We start from the raw sequence: 24,815 nt of genomic DNA, 5'->3' as shown, positions 1-24,815 counted from the left end.
CGTCTTATGTAGCTTTATTTGAATTATCAAACGTAATTGCTTGGTTGGCCTTAAAAATTAGTTGTCCATTTATAGTAGTAGACCAAATAAACCATTTCGAAAGGATTGAAGCTATTGCGTTGGATCACTTTAGGTTTTGTCTTTTTCATGTTTGTAATCGATTATGCGGATAAAGCAATCGCGGGTTATGCGGCTATTCCCATTTCAAAGGAATTCGGCCTATCACCCATCCAATGGGGGGTAGTTGGGAGCAGCTTCTTTTGGTCTTTTATATTTGCCAATATTTTTGGGGGTACACTCGCCGATAAATTCGGGACAAAGAAAGTACTTACGTATACAGCCATCAGCTGGACTGTTTTACAGTTATGCTCCGCTGCGATTACAAACCTGCATATGCTTATAGCCTACCGGATTTTATTAGGTATTTTTGAAGGGCCTTTTTATGCAAGCGCTGTCACTCATTTGAACAAATTTTTTCCCCCTGAAAAACGAGGGATGGCAACTGCCATTCTCAATTTCGGTAGTCCGGTTGGGTCGCTTGTCAGTGCTCCTATATTAGTATACTTGATTAACCATTTTGGCTGGAAAGTGTCTTTTGCTAGTCTAGGTGTTTGCAGTTTTGTCTGGCTTCTTCTATGGATCTTCATTGGGAAAGAGCAGCCGGAGGACTATGAAAAAGAGAATCGTATGGTGAAGGCAGTGATACCGGTCAAGCAGAAAGTACAATTTTCGGATTTTTCTGCCGCCATGTTGACCCGTACCTTTATTTTAACCACTTTAGTTTCCTTCTCAACTTATTGGTTTGCTAGCTGGAGTTCTGTTTGGATGCCTACCTATTTAGTTAAGGCGTTAAATGTATCTTCTACTGAGATGGCGAATATTGCCGCTATTGCTGGCTTGATTACTGGTGCGGTGGGTATTGGAATTTCGATGTTCTCTGATTACGTACTCAAAAAGAGCGGCAGTCATACTAAATCCCGTGTAATGGTTGTCGGATTCTCGTTGTTGATTGGTTCCATCCTCCTTTACTCCATCACAGTGGTACATAGCGCGGCTTGGGCTATGTTTGTCATGTGTGCAGGAGCGGGATTTTTCCATTGCGCAATGGCACTTAACCCTCACATCATTAATCGGTTAATTCCGGGCAATACTTTCATGCTCGGAACTTATTCCGGATTAGTCACGGTATCTGGGGCGATTGGACCAATGGTAAGCGGAATTTTGGTTGCAAAAGGAGGCAGTAATATTGTTCAAGGATTTAATAACTCGCTTCTAATGGTTGTCGTTCTTTCGGTCATTGCGAGTATTTTGTCCCTCCTTTTTGTAAAACCGGATAAGATAAACGTAAAGGAAACGTCCTCGTTGGAGAACGATGCAGAAAATGTAATGGTCTAGAGTCAAAGATTGAGGAGCAGGAAGCAATGACTGCTTCTCTTTCGTCATTTGATTCAATTAATTTTCAAAATAAATCTATGTTTAGTTTTTACATAACAAATAGTTAATTTAATATAAATATTATTCGTTTTACTTGAATGAAAGTTATTAATATAATTTGGATAAACATTTGTAGTTGGTTTCCAATGTACTGTAATACGGGAATGCAAGTGTAAATTTATATAAAAAATATGATCTGGAGGCTCATTGAATGATAAGTTCGAAGTCAACCGAATCACTTCCTGCCAGCTCTTTTACAAAACAAGTAAATGAAGCAGTCTACCACTCTCTGAATTTTGAAGACAGGCAGGATTTTGAGGATGCACAAAGAGGTCTTATAGCTCCATTCGATTTTAATATTTTTAAAAGCGATACAGGGGAAGTACTTTGGGATACAGATATCGTAGAATTCCTTCGTGATTCTGCACCTGAAACGGTAAATCCGAGTTTGTGGAGGAATTCACAATTGCAATCGATTGCCGGTTTATTTCAAGTTGTGGATGGTGTCTATCAAGTTCGAGGACTATCCATATCTACCACGGTTTTAATCGAAGGTAAAAACGGACTGATCGTCTGCGATACATTAAAAAGCATCGAATCAGCTAAAGCAGCTTTGGAATTATATTATAAGCATCGACCTAAAAAACCAGTTACAGCTATCATTGTTAGTCAAAGTCATGTGGACCATTTTGGCGGTATTCAAGCAGTACTGGAATATGCGGAAAATCCTACTATTCCGATTATTGTACCGCAGCATTTTACAAAAGAAGCTATCAGTGAAAATGTTCTTTTAGGTTCTATTATGAAACGTCGTGGACAGTATCAATTTGGTCATGTTCTGCCTCCTGGTCCGAGGGGAACTGTCTGTGTAGGGATTGGTACAATTCAGACGAATGGCATTACCACATTTGAAATGCCGAATGTGGAAATCGAAAATGAAATCCAAGCATTGGATATTGATGGATTAACTTTTCAATTCTTATTAACCCCTGACACAGAAGCGCCAGCTGAAATGCATTTTTATTGTGAAGATTACAAAGTTTTATATGCTTCTGAGAATGTAAATAAAACCATGCATCAAATTTATACCGTAAGAGGGGCAAAAACGCGTGATGCCCTACAGTGGGTGAGTGCCATCGAAAAGACGATCGATTTGGTTGAGAATAAAGAAATGGATGCTTTGGTTATGGCGCATGCTTGGCCTGTTTGGGGAAAGGAGAATGCGACCCAGCATTTGAAATTGCAGCGTGATTTATATAAATACATGCATGATCAAACAGTTCGTCTGGCCAATCATGGATATACCATGGATGAAATAGCCGAAACGATCCAACTGCCGGAAACCTTAAATCAATATTGGGGCAATCGGGGGTATTATGGTACCTTAAAGCACAATGTGAAGGGAATTTACAATTTTTATTTAGGTTATTATAGTGGCCATCCATCTGATTTAGATCCACTGCCACAAGTGGAAGCAGGAAAAAAATATGTTCAATATATGGGTGGCGCTGCTCATGTCATTCAACAAGCTAAAACAGATTATAAAAATGGCGAGTATCGTTGGGTAGCTCAAGTTTTGAAACATGTAGTGATGGCTGATCCGGACAATATGGAAGCCAAGCATTTATTAGCAGATACGTTTGAACAATTAGGCTATCAAGCAGAGTCAGCGAATTGGCGGAATATGTACCTGGCTGGCGCCATGGAACTAAGAAATGGCGTGAATAAAGAGGTTCCGGCATATGATAGTTCGGCAGTTTTTAATAAAGTTTCAGTCGATGATTTCTTAAAGTTATTAGCCATTAAACTGAATGGTCCAAAAGCTAATGGTAAAAAAATGACGGTGAATGTGACGATAACAGATACAAATGAAGAGTTTGTATTATATTTGGAAAATTCGGTATTATCACGCAAAATGGACGTGTTAGATGACAACCCGGATATCTCCTTACATGTTGATAAATTCACTTTGTATGGAATGGGAAATGGTCGTGTTGCTCCAGCACAAGTACTAGCAGATAGAAAACTGGAGATCTCCGGTGAACTAAATAAATGGAATGAATTTTTATCCTTGTTGGATTCATTCAATCCTCTAGTCAATATTGTCACTCCTTAATGTGGGATCAAGGCAGGCGTACAGGGGTGATTCTTTTGTAAACACTTCAAAATATAAACATAGACAATTCAAATTTGAAACAATTTAAATTCGAATTGAAGGCTATTCCCCAATTTTATTAAATTAAGAGGTTTGGCATAAAAATTGCAAATATAAATATGACTAACTACTTCAGGCGTGTAACATCATTAAGGTAGGTGATGAGATCTTCCCCTGCCTATCGAATTTTATTTTGGAAAGGTGATCGCAATGTTGCAAAATCGAAGCTTTAATTCTTGTCTGCCAACTAATGTACGGTTTAGTTTGGATGTCATTAAAAACGAGCTTGCTCATGAAATTCGTCTTGCTAACAAAAGTAGAGTGTTTATTGCAACCGATGAAGGACTTGTAAAAGCTGGATTAATCAAAACGACTACAGCCAATTTAATAGAAAATGAAATTGAAAGTGTTATTTTTTCAGAGGTAGAACCAAATCCACAAGTTGAAACCATTATGCGAGGGGCAGCTCAGTATACACAGAAGTCTTGCGATATGATTTTAGCGATTGGTGGCGGAAGCGCAATGGACTTCGCTAAAGCGGTCGGAGTGGCCGTTACACATTCTGGCCATATCCTGGACTACCGCAGGGGTGAAAAGCCTATCACTCATCCAATTCCATTATTGTTTGCGATTCCGACAACCGTAGGGACTGGTTCGGAAGTAACCGCCGTGGCAATAGTAACCGACCCTGAAGTTGGCAGAAAATATGCTGTCTCTTCGCCATACCTTATCCCGAAAATTGCATTTATTGATCCTTTGATGACGGTTACTTTACCGAAACATCATGTTTCGGCAACTGCGCTTGATGCTTTAGTCCATGCCATAGAGGCTTATACAGTGGTTCGAGCTGCACCGATATCGGATGGACTTGCATTGCAGGCCATCCGCATGATTCGAGAATATCTTCCAGCAAGCTATTCGCATCCAGAAAACTTGGAGGCTCGTGCACAGATCCAATTAGCAAGCACGATGGCAGGGATGGCATTTAGTCTTGCAGGTCTTGGCCTTGTACACTCTTGTTCACATCCGATGTCAGCTATCTATCATGTTCCGCATGGAGTTGCCAATGCCATTTTATTACCTTATGTCATTCAACATAACCTGATTTCCAATATAAAAAAGTATGCCGATATAGCAAGGATTTTCCAGCCAGAGTTAGTTTTAAAAAACGACCAAACCGCTGCAGACGAGCTTGTCGGTTTATTGGAATCTTTTATTGCTTCCGTTGATATTCCCAAGGATTTCAGTTATCTAGGAATTGAAGTAACGGATGAAGTGATCGACCGTTTAGCTAATGATGCGATGGCTGATGGGACGATTCCCTCCAATCCTCGCAAGGTCTATAAAGAAGATGTTGTAAAAATCTACAATCAGGTATTACCTAGATAAAAGGAGAGTGCACTTGTATGTATATTAATGGAGAATGGATTAGCACGAACAAAACACTGGACATTAAAAACCCAGCGACAGGAGAGGTAGTAGATCAAGTATTCCTCGTAGGAAAGGCGGAAACAGAGCATGCGATCCAAGCTGCCGAAGATGCTTTTCCCTTATGGTCGAATTTAACTGCTGAACAGCGATCGGATTACCTTCAAAGAGTTGTAAAAAAGCTTGAAGAAAAGAAAGAACACCTTGCCCAGGTTATCACCAAAGAAATGGGCAAATCCATCCATAATGCTCGTTATGAAGTAGGGAGTGCGATTGCTTTTTTTAAGTGGTACGCGGAGGAGGCTCGAAGGGTGTATGGAGAAACCGTTCCGGCTTCCGCACCCAATAAGCGAATGACTGTTATTCGTCAACCCGTAGGGGTTGTTGCGGCAATCACGCCTTGGAATTTCCCATTATCGATGGGAGCGCGCAAACTTGGTCCTGCATTAGCTGTAGGCTGCACCGTTGTCCTCAGACCGTCAACCGAAGCACCACTCTCGTCCGTTGAATTGTTTAAAGTGTTTGATGAGGCCGGTTTGCCTAAAGGTGTGGTTAATTTAGTGATCGGGAGCCCTAGCGACATTGTTAACCCACTCATGGAAAGTAAAGTAGTCCGTAAAGTGACGTTCACAGGTTCCACGGAAGTAGGGAAAATTTTAATTCGTCAATCTGCAGATACCGTAAAAAAGGTGTCGATGGAACTGGGGGGCCATGCTCCATTTATTGTATTTGAGGATGCTGACTTAGATTTGGCTGTGGAGGGGGCAATCAAAAGTAAATTTGCTTCAACTGGTCAACAATGCATCTGTGCGAATCGAATTTATGTTCACGACACCATCTATGATGAATTTGCAAAAGGTTTGCACGAAAAAGTTGCCTCTTTGAACGTTGGAAATGGCCTGGATGAATCCAATGAAATTGGTCCAATGGTGAACGAAAAAGGGATGGAGAAGGCACATGATCAAGTGATCGATGCTGTCAACAAAGGGGCACGAGTTTTGTATGGCGGAAGCAGACTTTCAGATGGAGATTTAGCGAAAGGCTATTTTTACGCCCCTACTATTCTTGTTGATGTAAAGGATAATATGAAAATATGTTCAGAAGAAACATTCGGTCCTGTTGCACCTTTGATACGTTTTGTATCAGAAGAAGAAGTCATTATGATGGCAAACAATATCGAATATGGACTTGCCGCTTATTTCTATACAAACGATCTATCTCGGTCGTATCGGGTTTCTGAAAAATTAGAGTACGGAATGGTCGGTGTGAATGATCCTGCTCCTTTCGCCGTACAAGTACCATTCGGAGGTGTTAAAGAAAGTGGTTTAGGCCGTGAAGGAGGCCGTTATGGCCTAGATGACTATCTTGAAACAAAGCTAGTATCCGTTGCTATTCGACTTTAATCTTTTAATTATTAATGGTTTTCTTGTTGAATTAACAGATTGAGCTTTGCTCTTTCTGTTTGATAGGCATGGTAGTGGCCGACATTGGTCAACGATAGATATTAAAAAGAAGCTGATTCCAGAGTCGGCTTCTTTTTTAATCGAAAAAAATAATACTAACAACCATACAAGGATGTCGCAATTCTTGAACATCATAGATTCAAATTTGAGTAATTTCCATTTATTTTGTGGCTTTTTATAAGGGATAGAGATTGGCATGATTCTTGCATTTTAGTTAATAGAAAAGGATGTTAATCAATGATCCCATATATGGAACTATGAAATATTGATAAAGTAATAGGAGGTTATTGTATGGCTGGTCCATTAGAAGGAATAAAAGTATTAGAACTTTCAAGAACTCTTGCAGGTCCTTTTTGCAGCATGCAGTTGGGAGACATGGGTGCAGAAGTCATCAAAGTTGAGCAGCCGGGGCTCGGAGATGAAACCCGGAAATTTACACCACCTGAGATAAACGGGGAATCCTGTTATTTTATGAGCTTAAATAAGAATAAAAAAGGGATCACGTTGGATCTTAAAACGGAGGAAGGACAGAGGATTGTAAAACAACTTGTGGCAGAATCGGATGTTTTAATAGAAAACTTTCGAAATGGCACAATGGAAAAATTCGGATTAGGGTATGACGTACTGAAGGAAATAAATCCCCGCCTCGTGTATTGTGCCATCAGTGGGTTTGGCCGGACAGGGCCGATGAAGGATGAGCCTGCGTATGATTTATTAATGCAAGGATTTGGCGGGTTAATGAGTGTTACAGGAGAACCGGGTCGGCCCCCAGTAAAGGTCGGCTTTTCGATTGTGGATTTGGGAACAGGACTATATGCAACGCTTGCAGTGGTTTTGGCGTTATTGGCCAGGGAAAAGACAGGAAAAGGTCAATACGTAGAAGCCTCCTTGTTTGAAACGGTCGTATCGTTGTCTAATTATTTGGGACAGAATGTTTTGGCAACAGGAAAAGCGCCTGAACGTTTCGGATCCGCACATCCCTCCCTTGTTCCTTACCAAGTCTTTAAGACAAAGGATGGTTATGTATCAATTGCGGTGACAAACGATGCATTGTGGAGAAAAATGTGTGATGCGCTTGAACTGTACGAGTTAAAGGATCATCCGAAATATTCCCTAAATGTAAACCGGGTGGCAAACCGAGAAGAACTCGTGGAGATTCTCACGGAGTTCACGAAAAGCAAAGAATCATCGGAAATCATCGAAAAGTTAAAATGTGCCGGTGTGCCTGGAGGCCCGATTCATGACCTGACTCAGGTCTTGGCCCATCCACAGATACAACATCGGGAAATGATACAAGAAGTAGAGCATCCTACCATTGGTATGCTGAAAATGTTAGGAATCCCTATTAAATTATCGGATACGCCGGGGGCAGTTCGTAAGGCACCTCCATTATTAGGTGAGAATACAGACGAAGTTTTATCCCAGCTTGGCTACACGAGCTGTGACATTGCAGCATTCAAAGAAAAAGGGGTTATTTAATATCATTAACCTTTAGCGAAGGGAGATTAATAATCTCCTTTCGCAATTTGCTGTTTTAGTTGTTTTATGAACTCCCTTGCTGCAGCGGAAAAATATTTCTTTTTTGAACGAACTAACCCGAAGAAAATATTTGTGCGATCATGCCCAACTAAAGGAATGGGAACAATATCACCGTTAACCACATAATGATGGCTGCTTTGGCCTAAATCATAGTTAAAGTAGATCGCCAGCCCTTCTGCAACGGTTTTTTTTATTACCTCAGTGTTATTTGATGTAAATAAAATTTTCATAGCACCATATTTGTTGAAAAAATCATTAATAAAAGAACTAATGGTACTACCATTGTATGTCACAAGCGTTTCATTTACTAATTCTGGGGGCGTTAGCGTGTCACAATAAGCGAGAGGTGAATTTTTACTAACAAAAACTTGTACTTTACCTTCCAGTAAGATATCAAACAGGAACTCTTCTTGATCCAACAACTCGGGTTCAAAACTAGCAATTAATCCGAAGTCAATTTGATTTTGTTTTACTTCATTAAGGATTTCAAACGTTTCTTTTTCAGTCATTTGAACATTGATTTCAGGAAATTCTTTAATAAATTTTGAAAAAGTTTTAGGTAATATCGTCATAAAATAACTCGGGATTGCGGAGAATTTAAAATCCCCTTGAATGGTAGCTGTTTGTATTTGCGCCTCCTCTCTAAACTCTTGAAGTTTAATCACAATTTCAAATGCTTTCCTGATTAATTGCACACTTTCTTCTGTGGGTACTGTGCCTGACCTTGACCGTTTAAATAGAGTTACTCCCAGCTCCTCCTCTAAATTGGAAACCGCTTTACTTATTGCTGCTTGAGAAATATGTAAATTTTGTGCTGCATTAGAAATGCTTCCAGATTTCGCTATTTCTACAATATATTGCAATTGTTCTATACTCATAATTTCCTTCCTTCTATTGATCCTATTTATTTTTTCTATCTATTTAATATAACTAAAAGTTAAATTTATTGGATTTATTATTATTTTACTTGAAAATTTGTTATATTCCAATGTTTATGAATAGGTTTAATAAGAAAAAACAAACGTTTCAAACGCTGAACTTTATTCGTTCAAATTTGAAACGTCAAAATAAATGATCTGCATTTTCATAAGGATTAAAAATTGGTATGAATCTTGCAAGATACTTTAATAGTATTGAATCAAATTTATGATGGAGGAATGAAAAATGAAATTATTAGGGATATCAGGAACAATTACAGGATCAAAAACAAAAATTGTTGTTGAAAAGGTATTAGAAGAGGTAAAGAAAAACTATCCTGAGGTTGAAGTAGAATTACTTGATTTAAAGCAGTTTGATGTCCAGTTCTGTGATGGACGTAATCCATCAGAATATACCGGAGATACAAAAAAAGTAATAGAACTTGTTTCATCGGCTGATTTTTATATTATCGGTACCCCAATTTTCCAAGGTTCCATTACAGGTGCTCTTAAAAATTTATTTGATTTGGTTCCTCCAACAGATTTCCGTAATAAAGTAATGGGGTTCATTGCTACAGGAGGAACATATCAGCATTATTTAGTGATTGAGAATCAATTAAAACCAATTGCAAGTTATTTCCGTGCCTATGTTGCGCCAGGATTTGTCTATGCTCATAACAACCATTTCAGCCCTCAGAATGAACTGGTTGACAAGGAAGTATTGGAACGTATTTCTGCATTAAGTGAGGAAGTCGTATTTATGCAAAAAACACTCAAATCGACCAACAAAGAGCCCCTGCTTCAATAGGAGAATGTTTTTCTTCATCACCAAAAAAAGAATAGGAAGAAAAGTGAAAGTTTTTTTAAACGAAGCGATAAAGGGGGGGGGTTACGTGTTAGTAGATGGTAATAATACGATTCATTTAACAGATCTATCCTTTATAAATATTTGTACAAATAAGTATGGAATAAATAGAGGGGTATACAACACGATTGATGAATGGTTTTACAGGAAAGTATTACTAAATATTTTAGAAAGACGAAAGAACATTCTCTTTTTTCTTGAATATATAAAGGGGAAAACTGAGTTCAAAAATAGTCGTTGTAAATTTGGACACGGTGGAGTAACGATAAAATTACAAGAATATTATTCTCAAAGTTTTGACCCCATTTTATCAAAAAGTGCCACTAATCTTTAATTGACCGTTATCCCCAATTTTTACTATACACTGGAAATCAAATCTAAAAAAGGAGTCTTCTAATGAAGAATGATCTACGGCAAATTGAAGAAAAGTTAATGGAAAATAACAATTTTCGAAAATTAATCGGGGTTAAAATTGAAGATATCAGTGAAGGGTTTGCGATCCTATCATTACCAATACGTGATGACTTGTTACAGTCGGGAAAAGTTGTTCATGGGGGAGTTCTTTCTGTTCTTATGGATTCCGTCATTGGTACAGCAGTTAGATCAGTCTTGGAAACTGATGAATATTCAGTTACTGCTGAAATGAATATTAACTACTTTAGACCTGCAATAAAAGGCAAAATCTTTGCAGAGGGAAAGCTAATGAACAAAGGAAAAAATTTAATAGTTGGAGTAGGGGATATTAAAGATGAAGAAGGTAGATTACTAGCAACAGGTAGAGCAACGAATGCTATTAAGAAACGGCGCGCGTGAAGAAATTGGAATTGGATGGAAAGATAAATGGATTGCAAACTTGCCGTATTGTTTGCTACCAATGCTATTTGGTAACTCGTAAATTCCCCAAATTAAAATTATTTATTAATCAGATCTATGTTTTATAATATTAATTAAAATATATTTCAAGACATATGTCATCATATCTTATATAGTAACATTTAAATGGGTTTTAATAATGTTGAACATATCAGCTAAGAAAGCTTTTTATTGCCTCTACTACCCGTTTGCGCTCTAGATATGGTAGATCCAAATAACTTTGACACACTTCATTTTCAAGGAGCTTCACTTCTTATCCTTCTAGCAGTATTTACAGTAGCATTTTATTTTGTTTTCAGTTGCCATATTTCATCAGACGTGATGTTTCTATATTTACTTTGCCCCTTGGCTTGTGTATCAGTCATTGCTGATGATAAAGAATACTTGGGCTTTTTGTTGCGCGAATTATTAAGTCAGATTATAACAATTATTGCGAAAATCTTTTTATTCGTTGTTGTTCTAAGTATATTAATCAATGAAATATAACGTTTCTTAATTTCCTTTTACTTAAGGGGTGCTGTATTCTCCTTATCAAGAGTCCGCCGTTTCTTAGAAACATGTGGTATTCATCTGGTTATGGAAGAGGAATGATGGGGGCTATGGGAGGAACAACAAAACTAGTTGCTAGAAAATTCTTATTAAAAAGATAAAGGATAGGGCTGACTCAAAGTTGTAAAATTATTGAGGTTAGCCTTATTTTTTTGTTCTATAATTATAAATAAAAGTTTTTGATATGATAACCTCTTCTCCAAAGAGAGGTTTTAATAAATTCATTTTAATTTCGAAACTCAGTTACAAACTCTTTTTACGTGGTTAAGACATAGTATATGACAGGTCTGTTGCAAAACAATCATTAATATATGTAATTCTACTAACATATATTAATGTGTATATTGACATATACTTTAATGTATAAAAAATACAATATGTTTTAATTGTTATATATATTGTTGATAAATTTAATAACAATAATCATATAATGTTTAACAACATTATTAAAATATAAATTAATGAGATGTCTCTATAGGCAAGAATAAAGGGAAATGAACCTTACATAGATAAAGTGGTAACGAGAAATGGTGGGGCACTTGAGAGATTAGCAAGTGGAGGAAGATATTCCGGAATAGAGTGGAAATAATTATTAAAATCTAATAAAAACCTCAACAAAACAGCTAGCTGCAAATTGAGAAAATAATGAAAAGCAAAGTCATATTGATCTGACCCAATAAAGTTAGACAAAAAGTTTAGGCAGCTTCCAAGACCTGAGTCCGATATTCGACTGGACTTAGGTTTTTTAATTTTGACTTCATTCGTTTGTGGTTGTAATAAAAAATATATTCTAATAATTCTAGTTCAAAATGTTCTATACTCTCAAATTCTTACAAGTATAGCAGTGGAAAATTTACCCTTGGTTTGAAATGAGTGTTGGAATCGATGCGATTTGTACGAAAAGAGTTATGTATCACTTAAATTATGGATTGCACCAATATATGGTTATTGATTTTTCTGAGCTACTTCGTGAATTGTCTTCTAAGACATTGGAATAGCCGTAGTTACTGATATTCTAGCAATGAGACTTCAAGGGAATTTTAATAAATATAGTTAAAAGAAGATCACGCAATAATCTGTCCTTTTGAGTAGTGATGGTAAAAACTGGATTTAAATGTATATACATAGTGGATATTGAGTTTTATAAATTATAATTTTTTGAAGGTGGGAGAATGAAAGTAGATTTCTATCAGTTATTGCTTGATTTAATCCCAACACATTTATGCCTGTTTGAAAAACGACTGTGCATGGGAGAAGGAATATGTGAAATTATTAAAATCTATCCTAACATTTTATACCTAAGTCTTCCTCAATACGATTTGCTTGGATAACGTTTAACCAATGGTTTATTACTCGACAGTATTTAGAGGATTTAAAGATTTGGCAGAAGATTGGTAACATGATAAATGCTTCAGGTGAATTTTCCCTAGACACCATGTTCGTATATGCAGATGAGGCAACGAGAAGGGATTCAATCTGCAAAAGCAAAAATAAAACATTTAGGTAGACCCAAAATGAGCCTAGAATGATTAAATGAGAAACAAAAAGTAGAAAAACTCATTGAAAAAGAAATAACAGCAGTAGATATAGATAAAGTAAGTACGTAATAGTAATAGTGCTTTTTTGAATTTTAAACCAAGTAATAGATTGTAATGGAATGTACTTAATGCTAATGTGGCAAAATAGTTATAATGAACGAAAAAGCTCCAGTTCGCTTAACATAGGTTGCACTTGGCCATCATGGCAATGCACTACCAAGGTCATTAAAAAAGAGTTTAGTGCTACACAGATGGGGGCTAATATTATGTTGGATGCACAAAAATTTATAGGTTCAGACGTCGAAGGTAATGATTTCTGTTGCAGTTGAGGATGAAGGCGACGGCAACCGCGTATGCAACTTAGATAACAGAAGTATTGAATAACATAGTGGAGCAAGATCATAGATTAAAAAAGAATTTGCGTGCCAACATATGGTGGCAAAGCTATATATTTTTTTATAGCTACACTAGCCAAATCTAGCCGAAATAGATATAATACATAGAAAACTAAATAATTTGAAAATACCGTTAAATGAAGATCAGCAATTGTTCGGAAAATACCATGATAAAATATGTTGGAAATATGGATTGTTCGTGTTTCCTAGAGTATTTTGATGTTTTAATAAAAAAACGACAGTGTTTGACAAAAAAACCGAATGTTATATTGTAAATGTATAATAATATATGTATAATGAGTATATCAACGATATTGGCAGGTGATTTTCATCTTCCCTATTGACTCGAATGAAACAAAGAAATTTCTTTCTCGAATTTATAATGATGTTTCGAAGGATTTGTTTGGCGTGGGAACCACCATGCTAAAGGTAACCGTTGATGAGAATATCATTACTATTCAGGCGAAACACCGGCGTTCACAGCGCTCCGCTGTACTAGAAGGTGAAGTGCCCAACCTGAAGCAAGAAGTAGACTTCCATTTGTCACTTCTTTATAAAAAAAAGTTAATGCAAAAGCTGAACGGTGAGACAGAATGGAATCTTGAAGCAGTTTTGAGAGATTATGACTCAGCAACGCAGTTTGCTTTTACCAATATTGTCCTGAAACAAAAATAAACCAATGGTCTTCCTTGCCGGATATATCTGGAAGGGAAGCCACAATATATACACTCGATCTATCTAATCTTTGTTTACAAAGAAAAGACAATCTTGAGTAGAATGTTTATTCTATTTGAGATTGTCTTTTTTTTTGATTTATAAAACATACTAAAATTATTAAAACTGGGGGTTTTATTAGTGAAAAAGTTATTGAATTTATTATTGCTAGCAGTTATTGTTTTTGCCTTATCAGCATGTTCCGGAAACGGAAAGGAAAAAACAACTAGTGAAAAGAAGGAACTAGTTATTTCAACTTGGGGATTTGCAGAGGATTTCTTTCGTGACGAAGTATATAAGCCTTTTGAAGAAAAGTACAATGTAAAGATTGTTTTGGACACAGGAAACAATGCCGACCGTCTCAATAAAGTACGCCAAGGTAATTCAGATGTTGATGTAATCTATTTATCCGATTATTATGCACAGCAAGGTATTAATGATGGTTTATTCGCAAAGCTTGATAAAAGTAAAATTCCAAATGTAGACAAAATCTATGACTCCGCGAAGGCTCCGTTAGGCAAGGATTATGGTCCAGCCTATACAATTGCACAATTCGGGATTGCTTACAATCCGGATGAGGTGAAAAAACCAATAACTTCTTGGAAGGATCTATGGAGCAAGGATTTAACAGGGAAAATCACTATCCCTGGAATTACATCCACCACCGGCCCAATGTTTTTAGATGCTGCTTCAAAGGTAAGTGGAAGCAAAGAATTCAATGAAGATCAAGCTTTTAATCAGATGAAAAAGATAATGCCGAACGTGGTGAAGGAATATGGTCAAACCTCAGAGTTTGTAAATATGTTCTCTCAAGGGGAAATTGTAGCAGGGCCACTGATGGAAATGTATTTTGCTAGTGTACAGGAAGCAGTACCTAATGCGAAGTTTGTTAGTCCTGAAGAGGGGGGCTATGCGGTTATGAACACGGTGAATGTAGTTAAAGATAGTGATCAAAAAGAATTGGCAGAGGAATTCATTAATTACATTTTAAGCAAAGAGGTTCAGGAAAGGTCTGCAAAAGCAAAGGTTGATTCTCCGGTTAATACTGAGGTTAAGCTTTCTGAAAAGGATGCCAAGGGTTTAACCTATGGTAAAGACGTTGTTGATCACTTAACCACGTTAAATATGGAATTTGTTAATAAAAACTCTAAAACATGGATCGATCGCTGGAATCGAGAGCTTGCCCAATAACAAAAGCGGAATCGACCGTTTAGCGACAGATGAAACTGGAGCGCTCCGGAGAGCAAACCAACTATTTTAAATAACTCCACGGGCTTTGCAATTTGATGGTGGTTATCAAAAGGAAGAAATCGCAGGAGCATCAAATATCTATACGTTGGGCGATGGAGCTAGACAATAAGAAGAGCCCTGCTTAAGCGGGGCTTTTAATAAGATTACTAAAAAAGTGAGGCGTAGCCAATGACAAGAAAATTGATTCTTGATGTGGATACTGGTATTGATGATGCTATTGGAATCATTCTAGCAGCAAAAAGCCGGCAATTTGACATCCTCGGGATTACGACTGTAAATGGGAATGTTTCACTTGAAACGGCTACAAGGAATACGTGTAAAATATTAGATTTGTTAAACAGGCAGGATATTTCCGTGATTAAAGGGGCTAACGCTCCCCTCTTGCGGAATTCTTATTTTGAACATCGTGTACATGGAGAAGATGGTCTTGGGGGTGCATTAAAGAATGTCCTCAACAAAAAACAGCCGGATGAAGGCTTTGCTCCTGACTTCATGATTCACTCGATATTAAATTTTTCGGGGGAAGTCATTTTAGTGATGACTGGACCACTTACCAATCTGGCTCTCGCATTGAAAAAATGCCCGGAAATTGCTAAGCATGTAAAAGAAGTAATCTTTATGGGCGGAGTTGTTCATGGAGCTGGCAATGTAACGCCAACTGCTGAGTACAACTTCTATGTTGATCCAGAGGCAGCCAAAATTGTGTTACAAGCAGGGTTTAAATCGATAACCCAAGTCGGGCTGGATGTAACGAGAAAGGCATTGTTGACAGAAGAACATATCAAACGGATCGAAAATCGCACTTTAAGGGAATATATCAGTGACAGTATAGCCGATTACCGAGAAAAATATTTTCAAAGGAACGGGGTAAGGGCATGTGCAATGCATGATCCACTTGCAGTAGCGATTGCGGTGCAAAAAAATCTTGTATCAACGGAAACATACTATGCGGATGTTGAAACTAAAAGTGAGCTATGCGATGGGCAGCTTGTATGTGACATTCAAAACCGTCTTATGAATCCTGCCAATTTGCAGGTTTGCTCAAGTGTGAATGTTGATGAGTTTTTTGAGCTGTTCATCCGTATTGTCAATTCATAATCGGACAGGGGGATTAGGATGAAAAAAAGGTATATCTACCTGTTGGCATTACCTGGTGTTCTGTTTTTAGCCGTGTTTATGATTGTGCCTATGATTCTTACGATTGGTACAACTTTTTTTAATGAGAATGGTTTTACCTTAAAAGCATACATTGATTTATTCAAAGACAAGTATTTCACAGATATACTGCTTACTACTTTTAAGGTAAGCGTGGTAACAACTTTTATCTGTATTTTGCTCGGATTCCCAGCAGCTTATTATATTTCTAAGTTAGGAACAAAGAAGAAAGCCATCCTGCTGTTGCTGACGATCTTCCCGCTGTTAACAAGCCCGGTTGTCCGCTCGTTCGCCTGGATGGTGATCATCGGCAAGAACGGTGTGATTAATAAACTGTTAATGGGAATCGGGTTAATCGACTATCCGTTGAACATTTTGTACACCCCAGTTGCGATTATGATTGGACTTGTCCATTTGTTTTTGCCGCTGATTATTGTTTCCCTTGTAGGTGTGATGGAAAATATCGAAATAGATGTGTTAAATGCAGCGGAGAGTTTAGGTGCTTCAAAAATGGATGTCTTTTTAAGGGTGGTGGTTCCGCTTTGTGTTCCTGGCTTGGTGATTGGGAGTATCCTTGTGTTCGTCGGCAGCTTCACTGCCTATACTACACCTGCCTTACTGGGCGGCAAACAGCGTGTGATTTCGACCTTTCTTTATCAAAATGCTATTACACTTAATGACAGGCAGGTGGCATCTATTATAGCCGCCATAATGATTATTATAACGTTTTTTGTTACGACAGTGATGAATCTTGTTGCGAAAAAATTAAATCCGAAGGGATAGAGGTGTATGCAGGAAAAAAATCGCGGATTGGCTCTGTTTACTATTCTAGTGTTTGTCTTTTTACTTGGGCCATTACTGATTATCTCCTTAACTTCATTTGAAGCGGGTAGCATTTTAAAATTTCCTCCTGAAAACTATTCATTACGATGGTACGAGAATATTTTTAAGGTGGAAATGTTTTTCACGACCTTTAAAACATCAATTCTAGTGTCCCTTGGAGGAAATTTGTTAGCTTTATTGATTGGCTTGCCAGCGGCTTATGCCTTAAGCCGGTTCGAATTTAAAGGGAAAAATATCTTAAATGCTGTATTTCTTTCTCCGATTTTGATCCCGGGGATCGTTCTTGGTTTTACTTTTTTAAAATTTCTTGTGGCTGCCTACCAGCTACCTGTTTATACTGCTTTATTTATTGGGCATACGGTCATTATGCTTCCATTCATTATCCGTGTTATTGCTTCAAGTTTATCCAACTTTGATTTTTCTATTGAAGAAGCAGCAGAAAGTTTGGGTGCTAGTAAGATTGGGACCTTTTTCCATGTGGTTCTCCCGAATATTAAATCGGGCATTCTCGCGGCGATTATGATTGCTTTTCTGGAATCTTTTAATAATGTAGACATTTCGGTGTTTTTGACAGGGCCAGGAGTCAGCACATTTCCTATTCAGATGCTGACATATGTAGAGAACTATTTTGATCCAACCATTGCAGCAATTTCTGTACTGCTGATGATTCTTACAGCATTCTTCATGTTTTTTGTCGAGCGGCTCATGGGTTTGTCATATTTTACGAAACGATAGGAGGCAGTGAGGATGGCGCTCTTAGCATTAAGCGATGTATCTGTCGCTTTTAACAAACAAAATATTTTAAAGGATTTCAATCTTGAAATCGAACAAGGGAAGCTCGTTTCTCTACTAGGACCCAGCGGCTGCGGGAAAACAACGACCTTAAGGCTAATTGCCGGTTTTTTGCAGGCCAATCAAGGAAAGTTTATTTTTAAAGGAAAAGATTATACCAAGGTTGCTGTTAACAAGCGAAACTTTGGCTTTGTTTTTCAAAATTATGCCTTATTTCCACATCTATCGATTTTCGATAATGTGTCATTTGGCTTGAGACTTAGAAAGACTTCAAAAAGCGAAATTGAAAAGCGGGTTATGAAGACGCTAGAGATTGTGAACCTAAAGGGATTTGAAAAAAGATATCCAAAGGAGCTTTCTGGTGGACAAAAACAAAGGGTCGCGATTGCGAGAGCGCTTGTCATTGAACCTGATCTGCTTTTGTTTGATGAACCGTTAAGTAATCTTGATGCTAATTTGCGCGAGAATATGAGGGTGGAAATTCGCCGAATTCAGCAAGAATTGGGAATTACGACTGTTTACGTCACCCATGACCAGGAGGAATGTTTCTCTATTTCTGATCAGGTTGCGATTATGAATAAAGGCATAATTGAACAGCTGAGTGATCCAGCTACTATTTATCAATTCCCAAAAACTAAGTTTGTCGCAGATTTTATTGGTTTTAAGAACTTTATTGATTTTGATGAAAGGACAGATGTGGGCAATAGAATAAAACTGAGCATGGAAGGCCATACGTTTTTCATGCAAAAGGACGAGCGTATGATGAATCGTGCGGGAAAAACTGTTGCCATTCGTCCGGATAACCTAGTTATACGGGCAAACGACGGTTCTGGACAAAAGGAAAATGAAGTAGCTGGCAGGATCAAGGTCAGGACCTTTTTAGGAAGAAGCTATCAGTATATTGTCGAAACATCAATCGCAGATTTTACGGTGAATCAGGACATGACAGAGCCATTTCAATCGGGCCAGGAAATCATTTTAGAGTTCCCGAAGGACCAAATGGTGCTTGTTGATGCTTAGGAGGGGTCATAATGAAAATTGATCTGCTAGTAAAAGACGTTTATGTCTTTAATAGTTATTTTAAAAGATTTAACAAACGCAATGTGGTCATCACAGACGGAATGTTTTATTATATCGGGGATCGTTGCCTTGACACGTTCGAGGCGGACCAGATAGTCAATGGAAATGGAAAATATATGATTCCTGGTCTGATTGATATTCATTTGCATATTGAAAGTACGATGGTGACCCCTGCTACCTTTTCCCATGGGTTAATTAAAAATGGAGTAACCACGATTATACCTGAGCCCCATGAAATGGCAAATGTTTTCGGAATCACTGGAGTAAAAGAAATGATAAAGGCGAGTAAGGACTGCACGGTGGATATGTTTTACGCCATTCCAAGCTCGGTTCCGGCAACAGCAATGGAAACAACGGGCGGAGCGATTGAAATTAGTGATATCGATGAGCTCCTGCAATCGGAAAATATTCAATGTCTTGGCGAGGTTATGAACTATTATGAGGTGACTTCCGGCCACGATTGCAAAACGAATCAGATCCTGTCCCATATCCGTTCAAATTATCCAGATTTAATTATCGAAGGACATGTTCCAAAACTGTTGGATTTAGACCTGCAGAAGGTGATTTTTGCAGGAGTTAATTCCGACCATACCCATCAAACGGTCGAGGGGATGGAAGCAAGGATTGCTGCTGGGATGTTTCTTGAAATTCAGGAAAAATCGATGACCCGAGAAGTGATTGATTATCTAATTGAAAACCAAGTGGACGAGCATTTCTGTTTTGTTACGGATGATGTGATGGCGGATTCTTTTCACTATAGGGGACATCTTAATCGTCTTTTAAAGAGGGCCGTTGACATGGGTATGACCCCAGAAAAGGCGATTTATGCATGTACGTATACACCCGCCCAGCGCATGAGGATATACGACCGGGGAGTAATTTCCCCAGGAAAAATCGCTGACTTTTTGCTAGTTTCCGATATTGATAGCTTCGAAATTGATGCGGTCTATAAAAAGGGTAAGCTTGTTTATGATTCTGCTGAATCCTATGTACAGCCTGTTGCAGGCCGGCAATTCCCTTTGGCATTTTATCGAAGTGTGATCCTTGAGGAGCTAGAGGAAGCTGATTTTGAGATTAAGGTAGAGGCTGAGGGTCCGGACTGTCGATGCCGAATTATCGATGTACAGGACGGTTCCACTTTTACAAAGGAAAGTTTTGATGTGCTGGATGTGGTTGAAGACCTAGTTTGCTGGGAAAAAAGCCCTTATGCGTTGATTGCTACATTTGAACGGTATGGAAAAAATAGCAACCGCGCACATGGGTTGATTGCCGGGGATATACTTAAGCGAGGGGCAGTAGCTACCACATATTCTCATGATAATCACAATCTATTAGTGATTGGTCATGATAAGCATGATATGATGCTCGCCGCGAATGAGATAATAAGGAACCAGGGCGGTATCTGCTGTGTCGAAAATGGGGAGATCCTTTCGATGCTCTCGCTTCCGGTAGGGGGAATTCTTTCTGAAGAGCCATTGGAGATTGTAGCCGAACAAGTTGAGCAGCTTACCAATTCTTTGAAAGCATTAGGCTACAAGCATTACAACGTCATCATGTCATTAAGTACCCTATCCCTTCCAGTCAGTCCCGCTTTAAAAATCACAGACCAGGGATTGATCGATGTAAATAAGGGGAAAATTGTCCCGCTTTGTGTGCAGGTATAGAAAAGAAAGCCCCTGTATTTAAACAACGAAGTGGTAGTTCAATTAAAAATAACACCTATAACACCTCCTTAGAGGAGAGGTCAGAAGAGAAGTGCTACAACACTTCTCTTTTTATTTGAAAAATAAAGGTTAATATCTAGTGTTTTAAAGATAAAAAGGAGAAACAATCGATGATATAGTTGTTTGAATTATTTTTTGAAAGGGCTCTTATTCTAGAAGAAAGCTACAAGGTTTATATGTATATAATCTAACAGCTAAAATATTAGCTTATGTTTTTTTGAGAATTGCAAAAGGGTTGGTTGATATTAATTTTCAAAAAACGAATGCATTAGTAGGAGAAAATAAAAAAGAGCTCCTAGATATTGAATTGTATGGGAGGCTGGTGCCCTCCAAAGTCTTCAAAACTGCTTGAGACCTGCGTGCCAGGTCTGGTGGGTTCGATTCCCACGCAGTACCGCCAACCAAACTCAGTTATATCAAGGGTTTAAGCTGTTTTTTGTAGGTGTTTTATCAACGGTTTAAACAGTGAGTAAAGAGTAAAAAGTCACCAGTATTTTTTCTAAAAATTACATAGTACTAGTGGGACTGATTTTGTGTGTACTAGTGTGTCAAATCCACCAAATTCTAACTGAAAGGTGGATTTTTTTAATGCAACCCGTAAGGAAAACTCAACGAAAAGGTTCAAGAAGCACACAGAGTATTAAAAGGTTCAAACAAACTGAACAAAAAATGACTCTGTTTGAAATGTTTGAGCGATTTATGGCCTTCAAATAAACTGAGGGTTTAGCAAAGCCTACAATCCAAGGCTATTATGAACATTTTCATTATCTCAATGATTTTTTAGGTGGGGATGTTCCAAACGAAGAAGTTTCGGTTGAATTGTTTCGTAATTATATTGGCTACATGCTCAATGACCAAGGTTTAAAACCAACTACTGTTAATGTGCGTATCAGAACAAATCGTGCTTTCTTACGACATTGTTATCAAGAAGGAAGGAATGAAATACCTATTCACGAAAAATTTAAGCCAATTAAAACCCCAGAAGATGAAATCCAATCCTTTACATCAGCTGAAATAAAAGCGTTACTGAACCAAATTGATGATTCAAGGTTTGTTGGATTTCGAGATAAAGTGATGATCTATGTATTATTAGATACAATGGTTAGAATATCAGAACTTCTTAATATGAGGAGAAGTAATGTGGATTTAAAGTATAGTAATGTTTGATTTGATGTCTCACCAACCTTAAAACTAATCATAAAAATACTTTTATCAGTAGCTAGAATGAGAAAGGGAAATGATACTGGAGAGACAAAAAGAAGGCATAGCTTAAGCATTGGCTCAGGGACATACCAAGGTGAGCCTAAGAAATACATAGAAGTTAAATAGTGAAAGTCTAATGTTGTTAAAGACGAATGAAAAATTTAGAGAGTATTAGTGGTAGTAATCATTTAAAAATTTAAAGTTTCTATAGAAGGATAAAAAAACTGGAATCGGTGACAAAATAGTCGACTATAAGCACAAGGTATTTGTTTCCAGTGGCTGGATTGATATGCATGTCCATGCCTTTCCAGAATTTGATCCATATGGAGATGATGTGGATGAGATTGGCTATAAGACCGGGGTAACAACGATTATTGATGCTGGTAGTACGGGCGCCGATCGTTTGTATGACTTGGTTAGCAACTGTAAAAAGTCAAAAACGAATGTCTTCGCTTTTTTAAATATCTCACGAATTGGCCTAAGGCGAATTGATGAGTTATCCGATCTTTCTTAGCTTGATGAAGATGCACTTAAAAGGGCCATTGCGGAACACAAAGATTTTATCGTTGGACTGAAAGCTAAAATAGCATAATTCCCCTTCGATAAAATAAAATGGATTGGAGAGTTTTATCCCGTTTTATTTCATTTGATCTTTCAACGGCTCTCAATTGTAGTGAATGTTTTTGATTTAATACAGAAAGGGGAGATTTTATGGATGTCGTAGGTTTAGATCCTTATCTACATGTTCGTACTGCGAAAAATCCAGTATACGCTCCTGTTGGTAACAAGTTACGCTTTATTGCTGATTATACTGGAGTACCTCAAGTATGGGAGCTCGATCTAGGTGAAGCCTGGCCTGCCCAAGTCTCTTTTACAAAGGATAGAATAACCCTTATTAAGTATGTGAACGGTACATCTAATTTAATTATTGGGATGGATATTAAGGGAAATGAAAATGAGCAATTATACTTACTAAATAAAGATAATAAACTAATAGATCTGACAAACTCACCAGAACATATTCATCGCTATGGCGGAAGCTCCCCTGATGGAAAATGGATTGCCTGGTCTAGTAATCGCCGGCAACCAGTCTATTTAGATATATACATTCAAAATCTGGAAACGTTAGAAATCCGTCTTGTTTATTCGGATAATGGGCTATTTTCATCCCTTAAATGGGTACCAGAAGGAAAGTCTCTATTAATTGAGAAAACAAATACACCTCTTGATAATGATTTAGGTATACTTGACCTTTCAACTGGAAGGGTGAACTGGATAACAAAACACTCAGGGGAAGCAAAATTTAAAAATGTTCATTTTAATAAGGATGGAACTCATCTCTATTTATTATCCAATAAGGATAGAGAATTCTTTGGGCTTGCATTTATTAACCTAAAAACAAAACATTTCGATTGGATGGAGCTTGAAGAGTGGGATTTCGAAAATCTAGAAATGAGTAATGATAAAGATAAGCTTGCTTTTACGATAAATGAAGGGGGAATTTCCAAAGGGATTATTTTAGACTTAAACACAAGCTATCTTTATACATGGAAAACACCACTTGGTGTCATATCAAAAATGAAATTTTCCCCTGATAATCAAAAACTGGCATATGAATTTAATGGACCAGCATATCCACCTGATATATGGGAACTTGATCTCAAAACAATACAAGCTGAGAGGCTTACATATGTTTCTCGATCACCAGCTCTAAAGGATAAATTGATTGAACCTGAAATCATAACTTTCCGCTCTTTTGACAACCTTCAGATTCCAGCATTTTACTACACACCGAAAAACATTACTAAAAAACTGCCTGTTGTCCTATATATTCACGGGGGTCCTGAGAGCCAAAGTCGTGCTGTTTACAACTCAATCCAGCAATACTTATTAAATCAGGGTTATGCTGTTTGTGCACCAAACATTCGGGGCAGTACGGGCTACGGCAAAACATACACCCATCTTGATGATGTCCAAAAAAGAATAGATGCTGTAATGGATCTGGTTTATTTAGTCGAATGGCTAAAGACAAATAGGAACATAGATTCTGAAAAGATTGCCATAATGGGCGGCAGCTATGGTGGGTTTATGGTTCTTGCCGCCATTAGCCATTTTCCAATGTATTGGTCTGCCGCCATTGATATTGTGGGAATGTCAAGTCTTAGAACTTTCCTCGAAACAACAAGCCCTTGGCGTAAGGAGCAAAGGGAGGCTGAATATGGCACAATAGAAAGAGATGGAAAATTTTTTGATAGAATTGATCCATTGAATCATACAGATAGAATCACTTCCCCGCTAATGGTTCTCCATGGGGAAAATGATCCCCGTGTCCCGATCACAGAATCCGAGCAAATAGTGAATAAATTAAAGGATCGAAAACATCAAGTTGAATTTATTCGTTTTGAAGATGAAGGCCATAAATTCGAAAAACTTAAAAATAAAAGTACTGCCTATAAAGAAATGATACAATTTCTTTATAGGCATATTGGTAAGTGATTTCTAAATGATGTCCTTAAATTTTGGAAGAGCCAAGATTGCTTATCGAACTTGATGTTAAATAAGTTCAAGCAAATACTTAAATTATTGGATTGGACAAAGGTACAAGTGATTTCTTTTCTAGTGATTTTTCTGAATATAGTTCATTAAAGGTTGATTTGGCGGGGGTTAATTCTTCTCTGATAATTTACAAAAATCCTTAAACAACACATGGAGTCTTCAAAACTGTGTGTGAAAATGGTTCTTAAAAAATTCAAGTCATTCATATTTGATCAAAAAAGTCTCGAAAAGTATTTTCGAGACTTTTAGTATATACGAAGAAAGTTTCTTTCTTACAATCGATTTATTTGAACTATGCGAGCTAGGGCCGATAGGATATAATTATTCTCATTATATATTTC

The 24,815-nt window shown here is 37.6% G+C and carries 19 protein-coding genes and 2 pseudogenes; 19 read left to right on the top strand and 2 right to left on the bottom strand.

Annotation, left to right across the window (positions count from 1 at the left end):
- Positions 1-114 precede the first annotated feature (114 nt).
- From AAHB15_RS21705 to AAHB15_RS21685, 5 genes are all read left to right on the top strand, one after another.
- Positions 115-1,395 carry an MFS transporter gene (locus tag AAHB15_RS21705; RefSeq protein WP_342043316.1) on the top strand — a complete coding sequence of 427 codons (1,281 nt, stop codon included), beginning with the start codon at positions 115-117 and terminating at the stop codon, positions 1,393-1,395.
- Positions 1,396-1,645: 250 nt separating this feature from the next.
- Entirely contained in the window at positions 1,646-3,550 is a 1,905-nt protein-coding gene (locus AAHB15_RS21700; protein ID WP_342043315.1) for an alkyl/aryl-sulfatase, read from the top strand.
- 249 nt (positions 3,551-3,799) lie between these two features.
- Complete coding sequence (locus tag AAHB15_RS21695) at positions 3,800-4,978, top strand: iron-containing alcohol dehydrogenase family protein (RefSeq protein ID WP_342043314.1); 1,179 nt, start codon at positions 3,800-3,802, stop codon at positions 4,976-4,978.
- Between the two features lie 17 nt (positions 4,979-4,995).
- Entirely contained in the window at positions 4,996-6,420 is a 1,425-nt protein-coding gene (locus tag AAHB15_RS21690; RefSeq protein ID WP_342043313.1) for an NAD-dependent succinate-semialdehyde dehydrogenase, read from the top strand.
- A gap of 351 nt (positions 6,421-6,771) precedes the next feature.
- On the top strand, positions 6,772-7,959 hold the full coding sequence (locus AAHB15_RS21685; protein WP_144568451.1) for a CaiB/BaiF CoA transferase family protein: 1,188 nt from the start codon (positions 6,772-6,774) through the stop codon (positions 7,957-7,959).
- Positions 7,960-7,985: 26 nt separating this feature from the next.
- Here the strand turns inward: AAHB15_RS21685 and AAHB15_RS21680 are convergent, their stop codons facing one another.
- Positions 7,986-8,897 carry a LysR family transcriptional regulator gene (locus AAHB15_RS21680; RefSeq protein ID WP_342043312.1) on the bottom strand — a complete coding sequence of 304 codons (912 nt, stop codon included), beginning with the start codon at positions 8,895-8,897 and terminating at the stop codon, positions 7,986-7,988.
- Between the two features lie 286 nt (positions 8,898-9,183).
- Here AAHB15_RS21680 and AAHB15_RS21675 point away from each other — a divergent pair, with 286 nt between their 5' ends.
- The 3 genes from AAHB15_RS21675 to AAHB15_RS21665 all read left to right on the top strand — a co-directional run bounded on the left by AAHB15_RS21675 (position 9,184) and on the right by AAHB15_RS21665 (position 10,614).
- Positions 9,184-9,744 (top strand): NADPH-dependent FMN reductase, encoded by a 561-nt coding sequence (locus AAHB15_RS21675; protein WP_144568449.1) that lies wholly within the window; start codon positions 9,184-9,186, stop codon positions 9,742-9,744.
- 85 nt (positions 9,745-9,829) lie between these two features.
- Entirely contained in the window at positions 9,830-10,135 is a 306-nt protein-coding gene (locus tag AAHB15_RS21670) for a hypothetical protein (protein ID WP_342043311.1), read from the top strand.
- Positions 10,136-10,197: 62 nt separating this feature from the next.
- Positions 10,198-10,614: a PaaI family thioesterase gene (locus AAHB15_RS21665; RefSeq protein ID WP_144568447.1), complete on the top strand. Its 417-nt coding sequence runs from the start codon at positions 10,198-10,200 to the stop codon at positions 10,612-10,614.
- 1,304 nt (positions 10,615-11,918) lie between these two features.
- Here the strand turns inward: AAHB15_RS21665 and AAHB15_RS21660 are convergent.
- A pseudogene (locus tag AAHB15_RS21660) lies at positions 11,919-12,050 on the bottom strand (IS3 family transposase); the annotation flags it as partial.
- A gap of 345 nt (positions 12,051-12,395) precedes the next feature.
- Between AAHB15_RS21660 and AAHB15_RS21655 the strand changes: the two are divergent.
- The 11 genes and pseudogenes from AAHB15_RS21655 to AAHB15_RS21605 all read left to right on the top strand — a co-directional run bounded on the left by AAHB15_RS21655 (position 12,396) and on the right by AAHB15_RS21605 (position 24,414).
- Positions 12,396-12,554, top strand: coding sequence for a hypothetical protein (locus AAHB15_RS21655; RefSeq protein WP_342043310.1), 159 nt, complete (start codon positions 12,396-12,398; stop codon positions 12,552-12,554).
- Between the two features lie 923 nt (positions 12,555-13,477).
- Positions 13,478-13,831 carry a DUF2294 domain-containing protein gene (locus tag AAHB15_RS21650; protein WP_446715891.1) on the top strand — a complete coding sequence of 118 codons (354 nt, stop codon included), beginning with the start codon at positions 13,478-13,480 and terminating at the stop codon, positions 13,829-13,831.
- 216 nt (positions 13,832-14,047) lie between these two features.
- Positions 14,048-15,061, top strand: coding sequence for an ABC transporter substrate-binding protein (locus AAHB15_RS21645; RefSeq protein WP_342043341.1), 1,014 nt, complete (start codon positions 14,048-14,050; stop codon positions 15,059-15,061).
- Positions 15,062-15,289: 228 nt separating this feature from the next.
- Entirely contained in the window at positions 15,290-16,219 is a 930-nt protein-coding gene (locus AAHB15_RS21640) for a nucleoside hydrolase (RefSeq protein ID WP_342043309.1), read from the top strand.
- Between the two features lie 18 nt (positions 16,220-16,237).
- On the top strand, positions 16,238-17,059 hold the full coding sequence (locus AAHB15_RS21635; RefSeq protein WP_342043308.1) for an ABC transporter permease: 822 nt from the start codon (positions 16,238-16,240) through the stop codon (positions 17,057-17,059).
- Between the two features lie 6 nt (positions 17,060-17,065).
- On the top strand, positions 17,066-17,854 hold the full coding sequence (locus AAHB15_RS21630; RefSeq protein WP_342043307.1) for an ABC transporter permease: 789 nt from the start codon (positions 17,066-17,068) through the stop codon (positions 17,852-17,854).
- Between the two features lie 12 nt (positions 17,855-17,866).
- Positions 17,867-18,931 carry an ABC transporter ATP-binding protein gene (locus AAHB15_RS21625; RefSeq protein ID WP_342043306.1) on the top strand — a complete coding sequence of 355 codons (1,065 nt, stop codon included), beginning with the start codon at positions 17,867-17,869 and terminating at the stop codon, positions 18,929-18,931.
- Positions 18,932-18,942: 11 nt separating this feature from the next.
- Positions 18,943-20,655 carry an adenine deaminase C-terminal domain-containing protein gene (locus AAHB15_RS21620; RefSeq protein ID WP_342043305.1) on the top strand — a complete coding sequence of 571 codons (1,713 nt, stop codon included), beginning with the start codon at positions 18,943-18,945 and terminating at the stop codon, positions 20,653-20,655.
- 798 nt (positions 20,656-21,453) lie between these two features.
- Positions 21,454-21,882: a tyrosine-type recombinase/integrase gene (locus AAHB15_RS21615; protein ID WP_342043340.1), complete on the top strand. Its 429-nt coding sequence runs from the start codon at positions 21,454-21,456 to the stop codon at positions 21,880-21,882.
- A 262-nt stretch (positions 21,883-22,144) separates the two neighbouring features.
- Positions 22,145-22,507 (top strand): annotated as a pseudogene (locus AAHB15_RS21610) (amidohydrolase/deacetylase family metallohydrolase); the annotation flags it as partial.
- A 122-nt stretch (positions 22,508-22,629) separates the two neighbouring features.
- Complete coding sequence (locus tag AAHB15_RS21605) at positions 22,630-24,414, top strand: S9 family peptidase (protein ID WP_342043304.1); 1,785 nt, start codon at positions 22,630-22,632, stop codon at positions 24,412-24,414.
- The last annotated feature ends 401 nt before the right edge of the window (positions 24,415-24,815 follow it).

The sequence above is a fragment of the Bacillus sp. OTU2372 genome (assembly GCF_038440275.1).
Classification (GTDB): Bacteria; Bacillota; Bacilli; order Bacillales; family Cytobacillaceae; genus Neobacillus; species Neobacillus bataviensis_B.
This window is presented reverse-complemented; position numbering and strand designations above follow the sequence as displayed.

Coding starts and splice junctions, on each gene's coding strand:
- AAHB15_RS21700 (WP_342043315.1), top strand. CDS start 1,646: ATGATAAGTTCGAAGTCAACCGAATCACTTCCTGCCAGCTCTTTTACA.
- AAHB15_RS21695 (WP_342043314.1), top strand. CDS start 3,800: ATGTTGCAAAATCGAAGCTTTAATTCTTGTCTGCCAACTAATGTACGG.
- AAHB15_RS21690 (WP_342043313.1), top strand. CDS start 4,996: ATGTATATTAATGGAGAATGGATTAGCACGAACAAAACACTGGACATT.
- AAHB15_RS21685 (WP_144568451.1), top strand. CDS start 6,772: ATGGCTGGTCCATTAGAAGGAATAAAAGTATTAGAACTTTCAAGAACT.
- AAHB15_RS21680 (WP_342043312.1), bottom strand. CDS start 8,897: ATGAGTATAGAACAATTGCAATATATTGTAGAAATAGCGAAATCTGGA.
- AAHB15_RS21675 (WP_144568449.1), top strand. CDS start 9,184: ATGAAATTATTAGGGATATCAGGAACAATTACAGGATCAAAAACAAAA.
- AAHB15_RS21665 (WP_144568447.1), top strand. CDS start 10,198: ATGAAGAATGATCTACGGCAAATTGAAGAAAAGTTAATGGAAAATAAC.
- AAHB15_RS21655 (WP_342043310.1), top strand. CDS start 12,396: ATGAAAGTAGATTTCTATCAGTTATTGCTTGATTTAATCCCAACACAT.
- AAHB15_RS21640 (WP_342043309.1), top strand. CDS start 15,290: ATGACAAGAAAATTGATTCTTGATGTGGATACTGGTATTGATGATGCT.
- AAHB15_RS21635 (WP_342043308.1), top strand. CDS start 16,238: ATGAAAAAAAGGTATATCTACCTGTTGGCATTACCTGGTGTTCTGTTT.
- AAHB15_RS21630 (WP_342043307.1), top strand. CDS start 17,066: ATGCAGGAAAAAAATCGCGGATTGGCTCTGTTTACTATTCTAGTGTTT.
- AAHB15_RS21625 (WP_342043306.1), top strand. CDS start 17,867: ATGGCGCTCTTAGCATTAAGCGATGTATCTGTCGCTTTTAACAAACAA.
- AAHB15_RS21620 (WP_342043305.1), top strand. CDS start 18,943: ATGAAAATTGATCTGCTAGTAAAAGACGTTTATGTCTTTAATAGTTAT.
- AAHB15_RS21605 (WP_342043304.1), top strand. CDS start 22,630: ATGGATGTCGTAGGTTTAGATCCTTATCTACATGTTCGTACTGCGAAA.